Annotated in this window: 22 protein-coding genes; 8 read left to right on the plus strand and 14 right to left on the minus strand. The window is 61.6% G+C overall.

Features of this window, described 5'->3' with window-relative positions; genetic code table 11:
* Window positions 1-26: 26 nt before the first annotated feature.
* Window positions 27-860, minus strand: coding sequence for an SDR family NAD(P)-dependent oxidoreductase (locus tag BJ963_RS18005; RefSeq protein ID WP_218857124.1), 834 nt, complete (start codon window positions 858-860; stop codon window positions 27-29).
* Window positions 861-1,136: 276 nt separating this feature from the next.
* Here BJ963_RS18005 and BJ963_RS18010 point away from each other — a divergent pair, with 276 nt between their 5' ends.
* From BJ963_RS18010 to BJ963_RS18020, 3 genes are read left to right on the plus strand one after another with little or no spacing between them, the layout of a single operon-like run.
* A complete protein-coding gene (locus tag BJ963_RS18010; RefSeq protein ID WP_179457814.1) occupies window positions 1,137-1,568 on the plus strand; it encodes a DM13 domain-containing protein in 432 nt (143 codons plus the stop codon).
* Window positions 1,565-2,065, plus strand: coding sequence for a DoxX family membrane protein (locus BJ963_RS18015; protein WP_179457815.1), 501 nt, complete (start codon window positions 1,565-1,567; stop codon window positions 2,063-2,065). The genes BJ963_RS18010 and BJ963_RS18015 overlap by 4 nt, the downstream gene beginning before the upstream one ends.
* A 22-nt stretch (window positions 2,066-2,087) precedes the next feature.
* Window positions 2,088-3,155: a sodium:calcium antiporter gene (locus BJ963_RS18020; protein ID WP_179457816.1), complete on the plus strand. Its 1,068-nt coding sequence runs from the start codon at window positions 2,088-2,090 to the stop codon at window positions 3,153-3,155.
* 286 nt (window positions 3,156-3,441) lie between these two features.
* Here the strand turns inward: BJ963_RS18020 and BJ963_RS18025 are convergent, their stop codons facing one another.
* Window positions 3,442-4,071, minus strand: a complete 630-nt coding sequence (locus BJ963_RS18025; protein WP_179457817.1) for a TetR/AcrR family transcriptional regulator — start codon at window positions 4,069-4,071, stop codon at window positions 3,442-3,444.
* Between the two features lie 84 nt (window positions 4,072-4,155).
* On the opposite strand from BJ963_RS18025, the gene BJ963_RS18030 reads away from it, so the two are divergent.
* Entirely contained in the window at window positions 4,156-4,905 is a 750-nt protein-coding gene (locus tag BJ963_RS18030) for an SDR family NAD(P)-dependent oxidoreductase (RefSeq protein ID WP_179457818.1), read from the plus strand.
* A 374-nt stretch (window positions 4,906-5,279) separates the two neighbouring features.
* Here BJ963_RS18030 and BJ963_RS18035 read toward each other — a convergent pair whose 3' ends face one another.
* From BJ963_RS18035 to msrB, 7 genes are all read right to left on the minus strand, one after another.
* Window positions 5,280-5,516, minus strand: a complete 237-nt coding sequence (locus BJ963_RS18035) for a hypothetical protein (protein ID WP_179457819.1) — start codon at window positions 5,514-5,516, stop codon at window positions 5,280-5,282.
* A gap of 89 nt (window positions 5,517-5,605) precedes the next feature.
* Window positions 5,606-6,208: a hypothetical protein gene (locus BJ963_RS18040; RefSeq protein WP_179457820.1), complete on the minus strand. Its 603-nt coding sequence runs from the start codon at window positions 6,206-6,208 to the stop codon at window positions 5,606-5,608.
* 16 nt (window positions 6,209-6,224) lie between these two features.
* The gene (locus BJ963_RS18045; RefSeq protein ID WP_179457821.1) at window positions 6,225-6,779 is read right to left on the minus strand and encodes a hypothetical protein; all 555 of its coding nucleotides are present in this window, start codon (window positions 6,777-6,779) and stop codon (window positions 6,225-6,227) included.
* Window positions 6,780-7,004: 225 nt separating this feature from the next.
* A complete protein-coding gene (locus tag BJ963_RS18050) occupies window positions 7,005-7,334 on the minus strand; it encodes a hypothetical protein (protein WP_179457822.1) in 330 nt (109 codons plus the stop codon).
* Window positions 7,331-7,615 carry a hypothetical protein gene (locus BJ963_RS18055; protein WP_179457823.1) on the minus strand — a complete coding sequence of 95 codons (285 nt, stop codon included), beginning with the start codon at window positions 7,613-7,615 and terminating at the stop codon, window positions 7,331-7,333. Before BJ963_RS18055 ends, BJ963_RS18050 begins: the two co-directional genes overlap by 4 nt.
* Window positions 7,616-8,720: 1,105 nt before the next feature.
* Window positions 8,721-9,134: a four-helix bundle copper-binding protein gene (locus BJ963_RS19630; RefSeq protein WP_484497031.1), complete on the minus strand. Its 414-nt coding sequence runs from the start codon at window positions 9,132-9,134 to the stop codon at window positions 8,721-8,723.
* A gap of 4 nt (window positions 9,135-9,138) precedes the next feature.
* Entirely contained in the window at window positions 9,139-9,669 is a 531-nt protein-coding gene (gene msrB / locus BJ963_RS18060; protein WP_179457824.1) for a peptide-methionine (R)-S-oxide reductase MsrB, read from the minus strand.
* A 180-nt stretch (window positions 9,670-9,849) separates the two neighbouring features.
* Here msrB and BJ963_RS18065 point away from each other — a divergent pair, with 180 nt between their 5' ends.
* The gene (locus tag BJ963_RS18065) at window positions 9,850-10,752 is read left to right on the plus strand and encodes a protein phosphatase 2C domain-containing protein (protein ID WP_179457825.1); all 903 of its coding nucleotides are present in this window, start codon (window positions 9,850-9,852) and stop codon (window positions 10,750-10,752) included.
* Window positions 10,753-10,841: 89 nt separating this feature from the next.
* Here the strand turns inward: BJ963_RS18065 and leuS are convergent, their stop codons facing one another.
* Complete coding sequence (gene leuS / locus BJ963_RS18070) at window positions 10,842-13,370, minus strand: leucine--tRNA ligase (protein ID WP_179457826.1); 2,529 nt, start codon at window positions 13,368-13,370, stop codon at window positions 10,842-10,844.
* A gap of 289 nt (window positions 13,371-13,659) precedes the next feature.
* On the opposite strand from leuS, the gene BJ963_RS19475 reads away from it, so the two are divergent.
* The gene (locus tag BJ963_RS19475) at window positions 13,660-13,794 is read left to right on the plus strand and encodes a helix-turn-helix domain-containing protein (RefSeq protein WP_281363861.1); all 135 of its coding nucleotides are present in this window, start codon (window positions 13,660-13,662) and stop codon (window positions 13,792-13,794) included.
* A gap of 173 nt (window positions 13,795-13,967) precedes the next feature.
* Here the strand turns inward: BJ963_RS19475 and BJ963_RS18075 are convergent, their stop codons facing one another.
* From BJ963_RS18075 to BJ963_RS18085, 3 genes are all read right to left on the minus strand, one after another.
* Window positions 13,968-14,621 (minus strand): sigma-70 family RNA polymerase sigma factor, encoded by a 654-nt coding sequence (locus BJ963_RS18075; protein WP_179457827.1) that lies wholly within the window; start codon window positions 14,619-14,621, stop codon window positions 13,968-13,970.
* Between the two features lie 105 nt (window positions 14,622-14,726).
* Window positions 14,727-15,056: a hypothetical protein gene (locus BJ963_RS18080; protein ID WP_179457828.1), complete on the minus strand. Its 330-nt coding sequence runs from the start codon at window positions 15,054-15,056 to the stop codon at window positions 14,727-14,729.
* 178 nt (window positions 15,057-15,234) lie between these two features.
* Window positions 15,235-15,597, minus strand: a complete 363-nt coding sequence (locus tag BJ963_RS18085) for a hypothetical protein (protein ID WP_218857125.1) — start codon at window positions 15,595-15,597, stop codon at window positions 15,235-15,237.
* Between the two features lie 345 nt (window positions 15,598-15,942).
* On the opposite strand from BJ963_RS18085, the gene BJ963_RS18090 reads away from it, so the two are divergent.
* Together BJ963_RS18090 and BJ963_RS18095 are read left to right on the plus strand one after the other, a co-directional pair.
* Window positions 15,943-16,299, plus strand: a complete 357-nt coding sequence (locus BJ963_RS18090; RefSeq protein ID WP_179457830.1) for a GNAT family N-acetyltransferase — start codon at window positions 15,943-15,945, stop codon at window positions 16,297-16,299.
* Window positions 16,296-16,778 (plus strand): GNAT family N-acetyltransferase, encoded by a 483-nt coding sequence (locus BJ963_RS18095; protein ID WP_179457831.1) that lies wholly within the window; start codon window positions 16,296-16,298, stop codon window positions 16,776-16,778. Before BJ963_RS18090 ends, BJ963_RS18095 begins: the two co-directional genes overlap by 4 nt.
* 41 nt (window positions 16,779-16,819) lie before the next feature.
* On the opposite strand, the gene BJ963_RS18100 is transcribed toward BJ963_RS18095, so the two are convergent.
* Window positions 16,820-18,712: a Na+/H+ antiporter NhaA gene (locus BJ963_RS18100; RefSeq protein WP_179457832.1), complete on the minus strand. Its 1,893-nt coding sequence runs from the start codon at window positions 18,710-18,712 to the stop codon at window positions 16,820-16,822.
* Window positions 18,713-18,750: the final 38 nt, after the last annotated feature.

The raw sequence follows: 18,750 nt of genomic DNA on the forward strand, positions 1-18,750 counted from the left end.
CGCTCAGGACCCAAATCGCCTTGGTCTCAGATGGCAAGTCCTGCGCCGCCGGACACTACGATCTCCTGCCCGGTGACGTAAGCGGCGTCATCAGAGGCCAAGTAAGCGACGGTTCCGGCGACGTCCTCGGGTCGGCCCAGCCGGCCGAACGGGTTGCTGTCAGCCATCGCCGCAAGCGCACCCTCAACATCGTCGAACGCCTGGCCGACCCCGGCTCGAGTCATCGGGGTGTCAGTCATGCCCGGGCTGACCGCGTTGATCCGGATGTGGCGGGGTGCGAGCTCCAGCGCGAGGGTCGGAATCATCCCGAGGATCGCAGCGTGCGAACCAGCCGCGATCACGTTACCTGTCAGGCTTCGGGTTGCCCCGATGCCGACAGTGACGATGACCGACCCTCCGTCGGTCAGCAGCGGCAGCGCCTTCACCAGGGTGTAGAAGACGCACTTCGTGTTCACGTCGAACACCTCGTCGTACGCAGCCTCGTCCCACGTGTCGAGGCTCATCGGCCGGTTGGTGCCAGCGTTCAAGAACAGCGTCGTCAAATGCCCGAACTCAGCACCAACCTCCGCCACCACCCGGTCGATGTCGGTAAGTGAACGGGCGTTCGCCTGAAGGACGAGGATCTCCTCCGGCAGTTCCTGTCGTGCCCGCGCGACGCTTTCATCCCGCTGCCCAGTAATGGCAACCCGGTAACCGCGCTCATGCAGGGAGAGTGCGGTGGCCCTGCCGATTCCGCTGGTCCCGCCAGTGATCAGGGCTGTACGTGCCGACATGGCATTCACTCCAAAATTGTGTTCGTTGATGCCGCGCCCGTGGTGACCTGCGGCGACAGGGTAGAGGCCCGCCACCGGCGAGACCATGCCTTATAGGCGTCTAAGACCGACGGAAGATTACTTTGGAGCGGATGGTGCACTCCCGCGAATCTGTGGGAACGACTAACCGCGCGTGGCGGCCGAGTCAATGGGCCGCTCGTGGGCGAGATAGCCGTCCTGACGAGCGGTCATCCGCCCGGGCGGAAGAACACGAAATCATGCCGGTCGGGTAAGAAGCACTCGCAGTGCGGCGCTACTGGGAGGTACCCAATCAAATGAGCCGGGTAAGCGATCGAGCCGGGAACCACAAGGAGACACCAACACATGCGCAAGACACTCGCCCTCGCAGCGGCCGTCGTGGCCCTGACCGCCGGACTCACGGCCTGCTCGGGCTCGGACGGCTCGACCTCTTCGGATCCCGCAACCACCTCGGCTGCGTCTTCGAGCTCCACCGCGACGCTCACCGGCACATTCTCCGGCCTCAACGGCAAGAAGGTTGCCGGCACGGTCATGATCAGCGGCGACACGATCAGGCTCTCCGGGTTCTCTTCAGATGAGGGCCCGGACCTGCACCTCTACCTCACGAACGGCACCGATGAGTCAGCAGTCGCTGCCGGCAAAGAGATCATGAGCGTCGCCCACGACAAGGCCGACCAGACTTTCTCGCTCAAGGGCATCGACGTGTCGCGGTACGCGAACGTCGTCGTGCACTGCGACAAGGCCAAGGCGACCTTCGGCGCCGCCTCCCTCTCATGACCGTAAGCCGGACTTCTGCGGCCCTCTCCGTCCCGTCCTTCGTTGTCGGGGCGGCGAGGGTCGCCCTCGGCGCGCTTTGGCTGATGGAGGGAGCGCTAAAGTACCGCGCCGGTTTCGGGTGGGCAGACATCGGCTTCGTAATCCAGGGTGCAGCCACGAACTCGCGTGTCCCGGGTTACTTCGCGCTCTTCGCGGACACCGTTATGCGGCCCCTGCATGGGTTCTTCGGGTTTGCGACGCCGCTGCTGGAGACAGCTCTCGGTATCGCGCTCGTCCTCGGCGTACTTACGCGTGCATCCGCCTTCATCTCCGTGTTGACGTTGCTGCTGTACTGGTCGGCAGATCAGCTCATCTGGGAATACCCGGTGATGGTCGCACTGTCGGTGGTCGTCATCGCCTGGCCGGTCGCTGCTCGCGCCCTCTCAATCTCGGCCATCGCCGAGCGCCGGCTTTCCAGGCTGAGCTCGGCGCCCGCACCGGTGCGCGTCTGGTTCTGAACGGCGAAAACAGACCTCGCACATGGCGTCGCTACCGTTCTGGCTGCTGATTCTGATCTTCATCGTCGCGGTCGGCGCGATCTGGGTCGCGGGAATCCAACTCAGCCGTTACACCGACGTTCTCGCCGAGCGGTTTCACTTCGGAGCGGCGTTTGGGGGACTCATTCTCCTCGCCATCGCAACCAATCTTCCTGAACTGGCGATTACCGTGAGCGCCGCGAGCCAAGGAAATCTCTCGATCGCTGTCGGAAATATCCTTGGCGGTGTCGCAATCCAGACCGTGGTCCTTGCGCTCCTGGACCTTATCGGGGTGCGCGGGGTGAAGTCTCTGACCTATCGCGCCGGCTCCTTGGCGCTGATCGTCGAGGCTGGTCTGGTTATTGCGGTCCTCTCTGTGGTGATCGCTGGGAGTCAAATGCCGCCGGGTCTGATCTTCTTTCGACTGACGCCGGATACCGTGCTGATAGCGGCGATATGGGTAGCCGGTCTGGTTCTTGTAAGGCGAGCAGGGAATGGCATGTCGTGGTACGACGGCGGACAAGCCCCTGATTCCCAACCGGAACCGATGGGACATAGTCGAGTCATTCAGGAAGAGATGGCGACGTCGGCGGGAACCAGCACGGCCAAAGCTTTGACCGCTTTTCTCATTGCTGCCCTCATTACTCTGCTGGCGGGTGTCGCGCTCGAGCGCAGCGGGAGCGTCATCGCGGACCGGGCCGGGCTCTCGGGTATCTTCTTCGGCGCTACAGTGCTGGCGCTCGCCACCGCACTTCCCGAAATCTCAACCGGACTTGCTGCAATCAGAATGGGCGACTACAAACTCGCAGTCAGCGATATTTTCGGCGGCAACGCCTTCCTGCCCGTTCTCTTTCTCGTCGCAACGGTCATTTCCGGTCAAGCCGTTCTTCCCGAAGCTCAAGCCGCTGACATCTACCTCACCGCGCTCGGGATCCTTCTTACCCTCGTCTTCCTTCTTGGGATCGCTTTCCGTCCCCAACGAAAGATCCTTGGAATGGGAATCGACTCCGTCTTCGTTTTCGTCCTCTACGTCGTTGGTACGGCAGGACTGCTTGTCGTCAGTGACTTCTGACAGTTGCCCGGGCGTGTCTCGAAGCGCATTGAGTTGGCAGGCGCGCTGTCACCTTTAGTCGAATAGGTGGTGAGCCGCACTCTCCAGAACGTATAGAACTTTTGGACCTGTTGTTGCCGTCACAACGACGCAAGCCTGGCGTTATGGGCCGCCGACTTCGCGAGCCAGGGCGCTCAAGAAGAACCCGCAACCTATCGATTTTCAGCGGCCCGTTGTGCGGTCGCGATCGCGGGCATGCGCCGGCTCTGAAGGGTCATCGCGATAGCAAGTTGCCAAGTGCTGCCTGTTAGCGCGTCAGCGTGCGGAGGTGGTCGATTGCGGTGTCGACTGCGACCCGTACGGCGCTCGAGTCGCGGCGTGCCTGACTCAGCAGCAGGCCGCCCTGCACGCTTGCGAGCATGCTGAGCGCGAGCGCATCCACGTCGACATCGTTCCGCAGCACGCCGCGGTCGCGCATGGCGACCAGGCCGCTTCGCAGAAGACGCTCCCACTCGGCGAACGACTCTACTAGCGCGCCGCGCGCGATCGGATCGGACTCGGCGAGCCCGCTGACGAGCGACCCGAGGGGGCATCCGCCGACGCAGTTCTGCGCATCGAGCGTCGCGACGATGACATCCCGCCATTCGATGAGGGCCTCGAAGCTGTCCAGCCGATCCAGCGCAGGGCGGTGGACACCGAGCACTGCTTCTGTCTGATGGTCGATCACCGCCAAGATCAGCGCACTCTTGTTAGTGAAGTAGTGATAGAGCTGTGAGGCGCTCACCTGCGCTGCGCTCTGGATTTCCTCCAGTGTCGCGGTCTCGACGCCGTGTTCGAGGATCAGCTTCGAGGCCGCATCCACGATCCGCTGGCGGGTTGCCCACCCTTTGGCCGTGAAGCCCCGGCCAGGTCGGTTGGTCGGAGTCGCAAGCGCCATGATGGCGAGGCTACCAGTTTTGTAGTGGACACTCCATTTTCCTGACGTCAGGATTGGAGGACCCACTCCAAACGAAGGAAGAAAATGGCAATCGATCTCACCGGCAAGACGGCTCTGGTGACGGGATCCACAAGCGGCATCGGCCGCGCAACGGCCCTGAAGCTCGCTCAGGGCGGCACGCACGTCATCGTCAGCGGACGGGACGCAGAGCGCGGCCAGGCCACTGTCGACGCTATCCGCACCGCCGGCGGCAGGGCTGACTTCGTCGCTGCGAACCTGAGCGACGCTGAGAGTGTTCGTGAGCTTGCCCGACGGGCCCTGGAGATCTCGGGTGGTCGGGTGGACATCCTGGTCAACAACGCTGGGGTCTTCCCCTTCGGGCCGACCGTGGATGTGACAGACGGCGAATTCGAGTCAGTCAGCGCCGTGAACGTCAGAGCTCCGTTCATCCTCGTCGCCGCGCTCGCTCCCGCGATGGTCGCGGCGGGCGCCGGCGCGATCATCAACGTCACCACGATGGTCGCCAACTTCGGCATGGCAGGCATGGCCCTTTATGGCTCGAGCAAGGCGGCCCTGCAGTTGCTTACGAAGGCTTGGGCCGCCGAGTTCGGCCCCTCGGGCGTGCGGGTCAACGCAGTCAGCCCCGGCCCCACGCGCACAGAGGGCACCGTCGGCATGGGAGAAGGGCTCGACCAGTTGGCCTCGGCCACCCCGGCCGGTCGACCGGGCAACGCAGAGGACGTTGCCGACGCGATCGTGTTCCTCGCATCCGGCGACGCCCGCCACGTTCACGGAGCAGTGCTGCCTGTCGACGGTGGCCGGATCGCCGTCTGACGGAAGACGCCGACGCTGGGCCAGCCTGCTGCGGCGTCTCGTAAACGCAGCTCTGGGATGCCTCGCTGAGTAGCGGTTGGAGGTGGCGTCACCTGACGCCACTTCCAACCGGCGCTGATGCGCCTCAGCCAAGCACCCTGCCGGCCTGGCGCGTGGAACCGCATCGCGGGTGTCGTCAACTACTCCCACCCCTGGGTCTGCGACGCATCGCTCTTCCATGCACGACGCGCACGGCCTCTACGCCAGATTGGGTTCGGCTCTCTCACTGCGCGGACATACGGATGGAGCGAATCGGAGACCTCGACGAATAGCGAACCATCCATTCCGCGAATGATCACATGAGTGACGCGCATATTCAGGCCGCCCCGATGGTTTTAGGCCTCGTCGTCTTCGTCTTTTTCCGTGACGTCAGTAACGGCATACAGCTGGTAGTGCACGTTCGGCGGGTAATCGCTCATGCTGATCAGCTCGTAGTGCGCGGTCTTCTGTTCGCCGTCTACCTCGATGCGGCGAGGGTGATGCTGCAACGGCGCGTCAACAGTCTCGACGTCGACTTCCACCTCGTCGTACACATGGTTCCCGTCGAGCAGAATCGCACGATAGCTGACCACCGCTGTCTCCTTCGCGTCTTCGCGAGACCTTCACTGTTCGCGACACAGGACTCTAGTCGCCGGGCACAGCGCGCACGACGCCCGACGACCTAGGCGAACGCTTCATCGTCTGCAAGCTGGCGAATTGACAGGACGTAGGTGGTGGAACGGCGGGTGAACAGCATCTCCGGGCCGCCGAGTGATTCGATGTCGAAGATTGCCGGCTTACCCACTTCTAACTGTACGATCCTGAGCAATCGAATCCACCCGCGGTCGTGGTCCCGCAGCTTCGATGGGAATGCAACCTCAGCGCTCGGTTTCACCGTCCCTCGTACCCGCCGGAGCAGTTCAAGATCCAGGTCCAGGTGATACCGACTCGCTTCCGTGACGACTTCCCATCGTCCGCTTTTTGGTGCGGTGTCGCTTGATGCGGGTTCGGTCAGTATGGGGAAGACGGGTACGGCTGCGATCTGTTCGTTGACGTCATCGTTGTCGAGTCGGTCGGGGGCGCCCGGTGGGGGAGTGTTTTCCTGTGCGGGTGCGGGTGGCCCGTCGTTGTAGGCGTGCGGTCCGGCGTCGTCCTGTTCGAGGAGTTCCCGCACCGCTTCTGGGCTGATCGGGTCTGCTTCGTCGGCGTCGAGGCGCCGCCCGGTATCGGCGGCCGCGGCCTTCATAAACTCTTCCAAGGTCTCGTCGCCCCAGTCATCGTTCATGATGTTCTCCTTCTCGTTACGGCCGCCATGCCCAAGCGGCTCTTCCGGCCGCCTGGATCGCTTTGTTGGTTTCGCCGTCTCGGAGGAGCTCCCACGGGGCGCGGCCACCGAAGGCGATGTCAGGTCGGGCGAGCCAGATCCACCACGTCCACGGGTCGTCGACCGCGTCAGCGAGCTCGCCGAGCAGCTGCCCAAGGCCGGGAAGGAGTTTGTGCTGATCAGTCACCTGGAACACGGGGAACGCGGCCTCGCCGTGCGCGCCGACGACCTGAAGCACTTGGTTGTCAGCGACCATTGATCTGAGTTGCTCCGACCCGACGTCGAGGAGCTCCGATATCGTTTCCGGGCTGTACGCGTAGCCAAGCACCGCCGTAGGCAGTTGCTGCCGTCGCAGCTGCGACCGTGACCGGTCGTCCGAGACGATGGAGAGGACGCGGCCGGTGGTTTCCAGACTGTGCCTTGGGCTCCGAGATCCGAGCGATGGGTTGCTCAGCCAAAGCCGTGCGGTCTGCCCCAGCTGAATCCAGTCGACACGCTCCACAGCTAAGGACGGGTCGTCGAGAAGAGGCACCAGGTAACCATTCGAGTCACACTGCTCAACAGCGCCTGACCGGAAATCAACAGCGAACTCGTTATCTTCAGTGGTGATCAGCCACCGCCCACGGTCCCGCATCGTCAGCGACGTCCGCACCTTCACCCGGGTCAAAGCAGCACCCCGAACCGGCACGTCAACGGTTTTATTGGAGTAGCCGGATAATTCGGCAACTCCAATATTTGGCGGTCGAGCCGCCGCAGCTCACACATCGTCGTCACCGTCCACCGCAGCCGTGATCCTCACAATGACAGAACTCCACTGCCACAGCTCCGACGGGTTCGTAAAACCCCCAGTCGTGTTCCGCATCCACCACCGCCCCGGCCGCCCCACCCGAACTTCAATCAACGACCGCAGAGACTGCAACGAATCCGCCGGCGCAGTCGGCCGACGCGGTTCGCCTCCGACGCGTTCTACAGTGTTCGCGTCGAGGTCAAACCGGTAGATGGAACCGCTGGTTGTCTCCACGAGCCAGACGCCTCGGTCGTCGTCGGCGAGCTCGGTCGGTGTGTTGCCGTTGTCCGGGTTTGTCATTGGCCCATTTCCCGTGGACCGGGGCGGCTCCGCTCGCGCGCTTCGATCTGGTCGGCTTCTTCTTGGGTGATCGAATAGTCGACCGGCTCGGTGAGTTCGGCGTGAGTCCATTCGCGGAAGTCGTCAGCGTTGAACCTGACCCATGAGTACGTGCGGCGGTACGTGTCTTCTCCAATTTTGATCCAGCTGTCGGCTTGCTGGTGCGGTTGCGCGTGGGTGAAGACGGCACCTACCGGTAGTGACCGGAGGAACGCTGGAACATCCATGTTCTCGTCGGTCACGATTGGCGCTCCCGCCACTCGGTAGTTGTCTCCCACCCGCGTGCTTGAACTGCGAGGCAGCCGTCGCAAGCGCCCGGGGAGAAGGAGCTTTCTTCGACCGGCCGACCGCAGTATCGGCACCGTTCGCGGGTCAATGTCACCAGCGTCCTGTTCACCGCAGCGATCCGATCGGCAGCGTCCGGCGCGGATACGACGACAAGATGGTCACCTTCATCAGCGAAGACAAGGTCGGCTCCTGACCCGTCGCCAAGCCGTTTCAGCACCGACCGGACAAGCGGCGCCCACCCAGCAGGGACTGTGACGAGCGAACGGATCGGAGGAAGGGTGCGGTATGCATCCTCTACATCGGGAGCTAACGGAAGCCTCGGTGCAAAGTCCGGTTCGTCACCGGAGGTGAGAATCACACAGCTGTCGCAGAAGACGCCATCCGGTACCCGGTGACGGCGACCCGGGCGAGCGCAAAGTTCACATGAATGCATCGCGATCTCACCGCCATACCAGGAGCCAGGATGCGGGTAAACCTCCGCCTCTGCATCAACGAGCGTCCCGGCCGCGAACGTCGTCGAGAACCCACCGCCATCCTTTGAGATAAAGATGACGCTTCCGGGGCGGTTCGCCAAATGCCCAGCGACAACCGCCAAGGCTGCCGGCGCCCACCCAATCGGAACATCGGAGTGAACCCCGGGCAGGGAACGAAGGGTCATCGCTGCGACAACAGCTTCGGGCCAGGGAATGAGACCTCGACCTGTCACCTGATCCATATCCGCCTCCACGCACGCTTACCGCGCGTGGTTAAAAATACAGACGTTCACGTACCTTCGCTAGTGCGCGGCAATTCAGAAATTTTGCGACCTGGCCCGTCGGGACATCGAGCAGCTTGCGCTACATCTCAGGGTCACCTACAAGCGATGCGATGTATTTGCGCCTCGACCTCCCAATGGCCGTCTTTCCGTCCTCGGATCCGCAATGCGTGGGCGGCGGCACGCGCAAACTGCGGGCAGAGTCCGCTATCGCGACGCGCGTTCAGCCGAAACGATCGCGTTTACAAGAGCGCGCAGAGCTGTGTCGCTCATACCACTTCGTCTGCGTACCCGACCGTGACCGATCAGGAGGGGGTAATCGCAGCGAGGAGACGTCGACACGCTCGTTCACAGCGACGGCAGACTTCGGCTGCGATTCGGCAGTGCTCGTGGTGAGCTGCGTGGCGTTCGCACTCTTCTGCGCAAGTTATGCAGCTCACCAGGCAGGCTTCCACGACCGCACGTATAACCGCAGAGTCCCAATCGGTCCTACGGGTCAGAACATTGGCTGTTGACGCGCACACATCTGAGCAGTCCAGATCGGTTCGGATACACTTGACCAGGTTCGCAACGTCAGGCTCTGCAAGGCAAGCGTCAGCGCAGGCTGAGCACGCCTGCAAACATGCGAGGCACTCCTCGATGCAGGCAAGCAGCACCTCGTCGAAGTCGAACGCGCCGCCAGGATGAGCGTGCGCCATCTCTTTGATCGCAAGCGACATCTCGCTACCTCCTTTTGGCTGCGCCGTCCTCGCGCGCAAACGAAGCCAGTATGTTCGCCACTGACACGCCTTGATGCGTGTGGTCGCCGCCTTCCTCGAACAGATCGCGGAACTCACCGTAACCCTGCTCCTCGAGCTGATCGGCAGGGACGAAGCGCAACGCTGCGGAATTCATGCAATACCGCAGGCCGCCGAGTGCCTCAGGGCCATCATCGAAAAGGTGCCCCAAGTGGCTATCGGCGCCGGTTGACCGCACTTCGATACGTGTTGACCACACTGAGTTCTCGATCTCATTCCGTACTGCGTCGGGCGCGATCGGCCGGCTGAAAGTCGGCCAACCCGTTCCAGAGTCGTACTTGTCCAGGGACGAGAACAGAGGCTGGCCGGAAACAACATCGACGTAGATACCCTCGGCTTCGTTATCCCAATACTCGTTGTGGTACGGCGGCTCCGTTCCATTCCTCTGAGTCACCCTGAACTGGGCATCTGTCAGGCGATTCAACGCGTCCTCGCTCTTCCGGTAGTTATTCGGCATGTCATCTCCTTTGTGTCGGTGCTACTTGGGTGCCCCACCGATCGACCAGTTAGCTCTTGCGTCCTGAGCCGCTCTTACCCCCAAACGTGGGAGGGCAATTCATCTCGGCGGGATTCCGACCTACCGTCGCTCAATCCGAGTTGGGATGCGACGTAGCACTCCCCGTCCTAGGGTGGAAGGGTGCCGCCCACCAACGACTCGAGCGCGGAAGCAAGCGTTGCCCACGTCCAAGAACTACCGATGTTCGGGTTCTCAGCCGGGTCATGCTCAATGACCGGCGACTATCGAGAAGGTAACGAGGATTCGCTCTACGTCTCCCGATGGTCCGTGTTCGTCGCCGACGGAGTTGGTGGCCTGGCAGCTGGTGAGGTCGCCTCGTCGACCGTCACCCACCGAATTGGCGCTCTGCTCGAAAGCACCGACGGCAAGGTGATGTCAGTGGAGCGCCTACGCGAGGTACTCGCGGAGGCCAACGTCGATCTGATGCGGCGGGTACGGGAACAGCCGGCGCTGAGAGGCATGGCTACGACCTTCACTGGGGCGTTCTCCGACGGCGCGATCATCCGGGTCGCGCACGTTGGAGATTCACGCGCGTATCGCCTCCGAGATGGACTCTTGACGCAAGCTACGCGCGATGACTCGTACATCCAGGACCTAATCGATGCCGGGACTCTCACAGCCGACGCAGCGCAGACACACCCTTTCCGCTCAGTAGTGACGAATGTCCTCAGCGGAGACAACCAAGACACGGCCGCAATCAACATTGTCGACGAAATCCCTCACCTGGGCGACCGGTGGCTCGTGACCAGTGATGGCCTCACAGACTACGTGCCCATGCGCACCATTCACCGAATACTCGCGGCCCGCGCACACCCGCAAGCAACAGCCGAAGTTCTGGTGCAAGCCGCGAAAGACAACCGGACCCGAGACAACGTCAGCGTCGTGGTTGCCGACGTGATCTCTTTGCTCGGACCGCCGCCTCACAACCCCGTCTTCGGAGGATCCGCCGCAGCTGGCGTCACCGCAAGCGGGGTAGGAAAGGTAGAGCCGTCTCCGTTTCTGGGAGAGGGACCGTTTGCCTAGCTTGCGATGTTCTGCCGAGGCGGCCTGCTCAGGCGCGCGTTCGACGTCGAGCCTCGTCACGTGCCGAGCATCTTGCCTGCTCGGGGCTCTCACCTGACGACGTAATTCACCAGGCGGGGGCGCCCATCGGTCCCACGCGCGACAACGACACGCTCGAGGTGTCCGGCTTCCAGGGCTGAGGATAGCCGTTCCCCTACGAGATCCGGGAGCACCTCTCGGAGCTCCTCGTCCGGTGAGGGTGCTGCTACTGATACCACGGTCAACAGCTTTCCATTGACTTGGACAGGAAGTTGAACCTCAGCTGAGCTTCGGCTCACCTGGAGGTGCGGTACCCACGGTTGAGAGAACAGGCTTCCAGCCCCACACGTTGTCGCCTGCCAGAGGGCTTCAGCCACATGTGGCGCGAAGAGTCCCAGCCCCTTCAGATAGCTCTGGAAGATGAAATTGAGGACTTCGGCGCGAGCCTCTGACTCACCGACTTCGGTCGTCAAATGAGCGATCACGTTGAAGAAGGAATGAAGCAGAGCGACCGCGTTGTGAAATGAACGTCGCTGATCAACAGCAGCTTCAATTGCCTCAGCAAATTCGCTCAACATGGCTAGAGCGCCAACGCTCCAATCATCGGATACGTTTGGTGCCTCCGTGATGACACGACCGTCCGTCGTTCGTGCGATCTGTCCACCTAATCGCCAAACGCTAGACAGGAACTTCATCTTGGCCGCAGCAGTCTTCACGTTCCACTCCCGGTCGAGTTCGAACGGCGTATCAGCCAGCAGGCACAGGCGAAGAGCGTCGGCGCCATAATCCGCGATTATGTCTCGCGGGCTCACGGTGTTGCCTTTGCTCTTACTCATCTTGGCGCCGCCGAGCTTGATCAAACCGCTGTCCAAGAATCGGCGTACAGGCTCACGAGTCGGCGTAAACCCGATTGAATGCAAGAAGTGTGAGATGTAGCGGAAGTACAGCAAGTGCTGTGAGGCATGCTCCAATCCACCGACGTAATAGTCCAAGGGCATCCAGTTGTCGGCGTGGGAAAGGGGCCAGGCTTCGTCCGTGCTGCCAGCGAGGAAACGCCACGCATACCAGGCGGAATCCATGAAGGTGTCCATTGTGTCGACTTCGCGGCGAAGGATCTCGCCTTCCGGTGTCTGTACTATCCGGAACTTCTCGGAAGTTGCAAGCGGGGAGCGAGCACCAGCAACACCGAATACGACATCGGTAGGCAATCTCACCGGCAACTGATCGTACGGTACGGGTCGCCATTCACCTGTGGGCGACTCCAGCATAGGGATGGGGCAGCCCCAATATCGTTGGCGGCCAATTGACCAGTCGCGCAGCCTGAATCGCACGCTGGCCTTTCCAACTCCTCGCTCGCTGAGCATTGCGATAGCTGCGTCGCTTGCCGCCGAATTCGACAGGCCATCTAATTCGCCGGATCCGGTCATGATCCCATCACCGGTGTACGCCCGGTCAGGCTTCGCCATCGGGAACTGACCGTTCGGAGGAAGGATCACGAAGGGAATCGGGAGGTCGTGTGCGGTCGCGAATTCAAAGTCGCGTTGGTCGTGCGCCGGCACATTCATGATTGCGCCTGAGCCATACGTTGAAAGAACGTAGTCGCTGACGAAGATCGGGATCCGGTCACCGGTGATCGGATGAATTGCATTACGGCCGAGTCGGACGCCCGTCTTGGTGTTCTGGGTTTGCCGGTCGAGTTCTGTTTTACGTAGGGAGACCTGGATGTATTCGCTCACTTTCGCGGCTTCTTCTGGGCTAACAAGTTCCAGGGTTAGCGGGTGTTCGGGGGCAAGTGTGATCGACGACGCCCCGAAGACTGTTTCTGGCCGTGTGCTGAAGACATCGACCGTGTGACCTGTCCCTTCGATTGCGAACGTGATCTCCGCACCTTCAGAACGTCCAATCCATGACCGCTGAGCGCTAAGCGCCCGCGGTGACCAGCCTGTCAACTCATCGAGACCGTCATGCAACTCTTGTGCAAACTGGGTGATGCGGAGGCTCCACTGTTCCATCTGCCGCCGCTCAATGACTGCTCCGCTGCGCCAACCACGGCCGTCGATAACTTGCTCGTTGGCTAGCACAGTTCCGTCCACCGGGTCCCAGTTGACCCAGCTGAGGGTGCGGTAGGCGTGGCCGTGTTCGTATAGCTTGAGGAACAGCCACTGCGTCCACCTGTAGAAGTCGGGGGACGACGTGTTAAGTTCGCGGGTGGGGTCGAAGGAGAACCCGGTGCGATAGATCTGTTGCCGCATGTCGTGAATGTTGGTTGCAGTCCATTCCTCAGGTCGGGCGTCGTTTTGAATCGCGGCGTTCTCGGCTGGCAGACCAAAAGCGTCCCAGCCGAGCGGGTTCAATACCTCTTCCCCTTTGAATCGGCCGAGCCGAGCCAAAGCGTCTGCGATCGAGTAGACCAAGATGTGTCCTAGGTGCGGCTTGCCCGAGGGGTACGGAAACATTCCGAGCACGTAGCGCCGCTTCTCTCGACTCGTGTCCAGGTCAACCGCGTTGACGTTCCAGCTGGCCCACAGGCCCTGTACACCAGTCTCCAACTCTTCGATCACTTCAGCGTACGGGCGTCCTACTAAGTCCGATATGTTCACCGGACCTCCCTTCTCCTTTAGCGCGGGCGACGCCCGCCAACTGGCGGGTATATCTTCTGGGCCCGGGCGTGCTCGCCGTTTCAGTGCCATCTCTGTTGTTCGTACTCGACACCACGAGCGCCGCCTCACCGCTAACCTCTTACTTATGCCTAGACCTCATCGACCGGCTCCGAATGCCGGCGACACGGAGGGCTGGCCGCATACCGAACGCGACGATCCGATCCAGGAGACAGCGCGCCGACTGGTGCTGAACCTCAGGGTGCAGATGGGGGAGGCAAGCATTAGATCCGTGGCGATGAATGCTGGTATGGACCACAATGTCCTCCGATTGGTGCTGTCCGGCGATTCGTGGCCGGACCTGGTGACGATTGCGAAGCTGGAACGGTGGTTCGGGGTCACGCTGTGGCCCGGAATTGTCGAGTGACCCCCGCGTTGGAACATGCAGGCCGACTCGGCTCCCGCTTGCACACTCGGATGCGGCCTCGGACAGCTATCGCGATGGAATCGCTCCGCTGCATAGTCAGAGTTGAGAGACGCGATGGTGGCGGCCCAGCGTCCATGCGCGGGGGCGAAAGTCGCCCGGATTATCCGAAGCCGCTATTCCTTTATAATTCCGAGTTCGCGCGCATAGTCACTTAGCTGGTCGCGTAGGAGCCGGCGGCCGCGGTGTAAGCGGCTCATCACAGTGCCCAGCGGCGTCTTCATGATGTCTGCGATCTCCTGGTAAGAGAAACCTTCGACGTCCGCTAGGTACACGACCATTCGGAAATTTTCGGGTACGGACTCAAGCGCATCCTTCACTGCGCTGTCCGGTAAGCGATCGATCGCTTCTGCTTCCGCAGACCTCGGAGCTGAAGAGGTTAGTGAACCCGCAGTACCAAGCTGGAAGTCGTCGAGGTCGTGGAGAGCGGCTTGGTAAGGCTCCTTCTGCTTCTTTCGGTATGTGTTGATATAAGTGTTCGTCAGGATTCGGTAGAGCCAGGCTCTGAGGTTCGTGCCCTGCTTGAACCGAGGGAAGGCGGCGAATGCCTTCACAACCGTGTCTTGCACGAGGTCCTCAGCGTCCGCCTGATTCCGCGTCATGCGAAGCGCCATCGCGTATAAGCGATCGGTGTACGGAAGCACCTGTTGCTCAAACAACAAATCATCACGATTCGCCTCGGGCCTAATCGTCCTCTTCGGGCGCTCTTGACTGTCGAGGTCATCGCGGGCTTGATCGACGCGCTGTCGGGTCAGAGTCTTATTCGACATGACATCACGGCCGGGTGTTGGATTCGGGGGCCGGGACGGCGGGAGATCGGTCTGCCTTCAGAATAGGCATGTCGCCGGCCGCGCAAGCTTCGCGTTCTGATTTCATCAGGCGTATCGCCCCACAAACACGGCCCCGCGCCCCACTTCTCGGAACGCGACGCCAACGAACTCGCCCGACTCAACGACCCAGTTGAGCTCGTAGCAGGCCCGATAGCTCGGCGGCCAGAACGAGCAGAACCTGCCCTCCTCGTCGACGTACCATTCGCCCGCCGTTGGGCGGCCACCCTCGATATAGGTAGTAGTACCGTCAGAGCGGAACTCCTGAGTTGAGCCATCTTCATACACCAGCTGGGCTGCGGTGACGGCGCGCGGGATGTCCTCCGCACTGATGGGTCCGTGATCGTGCGTATTCCCGATGGTCGAGCGATCGGACATTATTCCTCCCCTTCCTCGTTGGTGCGAGAGCAATCACTTCGCTGTGCCGGTGAAACGCGATCTCATTCACTCGACGCGTACCGAGCCGACGCAGGGATTGGTGCGATCGGCCCCCGCACATCAGTTGGCGGCAATAACTGTCGAGGACCTTACGGTCGGACCACGCAGAAGATCAGGCTCACCGATGCGAATAGCCCGCTCGTGAGAGCCAGCCGGCGCGGAACGCCGCCGCTGGCGACACTTTGGATGCGGTGTCGAAGAAGTCACTGAACGCGGAGTCCAATGCCGCCCTCTCGCTCGGATCAAGAGGATCCGGTTCCCCGCTGGCAGGCGAGAGGTCCGCGGGGTCGAAAACCTCGTCCGAAGGGTCCCGATAGTCGATGTTGAACCCCATCATGTCTGTGTGGGTCAGGGTCTCCTCGTGGTGAAAGAACCACTTGTGGTCCTCGAGGTCCACCATCGCCTCGGCGGCAGTCGACCGCCACGGCGGCTGGTACTCGAGGTGTCCCGCGCACGACGCTTTGTAACCTGGCTCAAACATGGCTTCCTCGAACCTCCTAGTCTCAACACTTCAACCCCGCGGGTTGGTCTTCCGATGTTTGCGACGCGAAGAGGCGGCAGTCATACTGTCGCCCGAGAAAGCGCCCGCGGGCTGGCAGGACGGCGCACGGGGTTCGAAAATGTACTGGAGATTCCATACGCGATCTGGCTATGAAGGTAGAACACTCTCGTGGCGCTCAGTCCTCGCGGCGTTCAAAAAGGGGCGGCAAAACCTCCCCGACTCATTCCGAACCGGGCAAGCGCATCACCCTGGGCAACAACAACTATCGGAACTGCTTCGGGTGCCACAAGTAACCCGAAGCGCCCCTATCAGCGGAGGAACGACATGGCGTCCGGTTTCGAGGACCCCACAGACGTGGTCATCACTAACAACCGGGCCAATCGCACATGGGAGGCATTGCTAGACGACGAACTCGTCGGTGTTGTCGTCTACGAGAACGTCTCCGCTACGCGGCTTGCGCTCACGCATGCCGCGATAGAGGAACACCACAGGAAGCACGGCATCGGCACCAAGCTCATCAGCACGATGCTCGACGACATTAGAGAAAAACACCAAACGGTCACAGTCTGGTGCACAGCAGTCGTCGACTTCCTCGAGAAGCATCCCGAATATCGCGACCTGGTCGACCCGACGGACCCCGGCCGCGCACCCGTCGCTGAATGGGAAGGGCTAACCAAGTGAGTGCCATCGATGAGTACGCCGACGAAGCTGGGTACCCCGACGGGAACGGACTGCTTGACGATCCGAATCGACCCGCGGCCGTAACCCCTGGCAACGAGGTCGCGTTGTCCGCCTATGACATGCAGTTCGTACATCAGACCCACCCGGACAAATACGCAGCATGGATCGACGGCGAAGAGGCAGCGACCCTTCCTTACAGGCGGGTCGGAGGCCGCGTCGTCCTCCTGAAGACCACAGTGGACCCCAAATATCGAGGCAAAGGGGTCGCTACCGAATTCATCGGTCGCGTCCTCGACGAACTCCGCCATCAGAACGAGCTCATCGCTGTTTATTGTCCACTGGTGCGTTCGTTTATCGACGAGCACCCGCAATACGCGAGCCTCCTCGACCCTGCCCACCCCGGGCTACTTCCCGGCGGGGAAGCTGAAACTCAGACACCGGTTGATGACGACCCGGCAAGGTTCGAAGACGGGCTCTGACCGAGAACGGCTCTCGGCCTTATCGCGACCGGTAATGCTACCTAACCGGCGCGTGTCGTCGCTTCTGCCAGATCCCGCGCGTGCATTACGGCCGCCCGCAAACTGCGGACGTCATATGCGCCATAGTGCCGGCGGCCATTGATGAAGAACGTCGGAGTGCCAGCGGCACCACTCAAATCCGCACCAAGCAAATCCTCATCAATCCGATCGGCAAAGCGCGGATTCGTCAGGTCCTTGTGAAATCGATCGAGGTCGAGACCGAGGATCTCCGCGTACCGCAGCAGATCCTCGTCCTCCAGCCTGTCCTGATTGCTCAGCAACACGTCGTGCATTTGCCAGAAAGCGCCTTGAACCCCAGCTGCTTCGGCCGCCAGAGCAGCAGACTGGGCTCGCGGGTGCACGTCAACTATCGGAAGGTGGCGCCATACAAAACGCACATCGTCCGCCGACAACAGCTCTCGCACCTCACGTTCTGCGCGACCGCAAAACGGACACTGAAAGTCGCCGTATTCGACGACGGTGACAATGGCTGAGCTGTTCCCACGGACATGGTCGCGATGCGGGTCAACCGGGACCACCAGTTCAGGCACTTCCGGGGCGTCGCCGAGAAGCGCTCGCATACGACGATCGGGACGAAGCAAGGAAGTCAGCCGAAAAACAACCCAAGTTAGCGCTGTCGAGTCGATGACCGCGATCAGGACGCCGAGTTTCGCTTCCTCCAACGCGGGCCCTGTGAACGCGATACTCGCCACGAGTACAGCGACGGTGAACCCGACCCCGGCGATTGTGCCACTGCCCGTGAGCGCAGCCCAACCCACCGGCGGGCGCAGCCTCCCACTGGTGAACCATGAGATCAGCGTGGGGATCAGAATGACGGCAAAGGGCTTCCCGACGACATAGCCGGCGACGATGCCGAGCGTCACCGGTGATGACAGAGCGCCAGCGACGAAAGACGGCTGCAACGAAACGCCGGCGTTCGCCAATGCGAACAACGGCACCACGACATAACTGGCCCACGGAAGATATCTTGACTGCAGGCGCTCATTCATTGACAGAGCACCGTTCAACCCCAGTGCGGCCAGACGCGCTGACTTCGGAGTGGGTTGCTCCCGAAAACGCCGGAACGAACCAGCCGCGTCTTCCAATCGTTCGCGCTCCGGCACGTGAGCTGGCGTGACCAGGCCGGCGACGAGACCGAGCACGATCGGGTCGACACCGCTAAAGAACAACCCCACCCATGCAACCAAGGCTGCCGGGAACGCCAGACAGTGCACACGTCGGACTCGTTGCAGAATCAGCATGGCAGCGAACGCGCCAAGCGCAACCAGGAGCGGAGCAATCTCGACATGTCCGCTGTAGCCGAGAGCGATCACCGTCAATGCGACCAAGTCATCGACGATGAACACCGTCAGGATGAAAGCGCGGATCTGCTCGGGAAGTTCTCGACCGACCAAGGTCACCAAACCCAGGGCAAGAGCGGTGTCTGTAGACATCGCGACAGCCCAGCCGTGAGCGGTCGCTGTCCCGGCGTTAAATGCTAGAAAGATCGCGACCGGAAGAGCCATACCCGCCACCCCGGCGGCAAAGGGCACAAGCACCCGCCTATGGTCCCGCAGCGTCCCGAGGTCGAATTCGCGGCGAGCTTCCAACCCAACAACGAGGAAGAACACTGTCATCAGCCCGGAGCTGACAAACTCGCGGAGAGTCATCGTGATTCTGGCGGTTCCGACATGGGCAGACAGGTCCGTCGCCCAAAACTCGTGGTAGTTGGCTTCTGAAAGGTTCGCCCACACCATCGCGACAAGGATCGCCGTGATCAACAGGACTGATCCGGCGGCTTCTGTGCGCACGAATCGCCCGACCTGATAGCCAAGGCTACGGATCCAGTCGGTCCGGCCAGTGGTGGATGCTGGGGGAGGTGCTTGGGGCTTCACTTGCTCAACTTTGCGGGACGAAATCGTCCAGATGCAAT

It is taken from the genome of Leifsonia soli, assembly GCF_013408745.1.
In the GTDB taxonomy this organism is placed as follows: Bacteria; Actinomycetota; Actinomycetes; order Actinomycetales; family Microbacteriaceae; genus Leifsonia; species Leifsonia soli.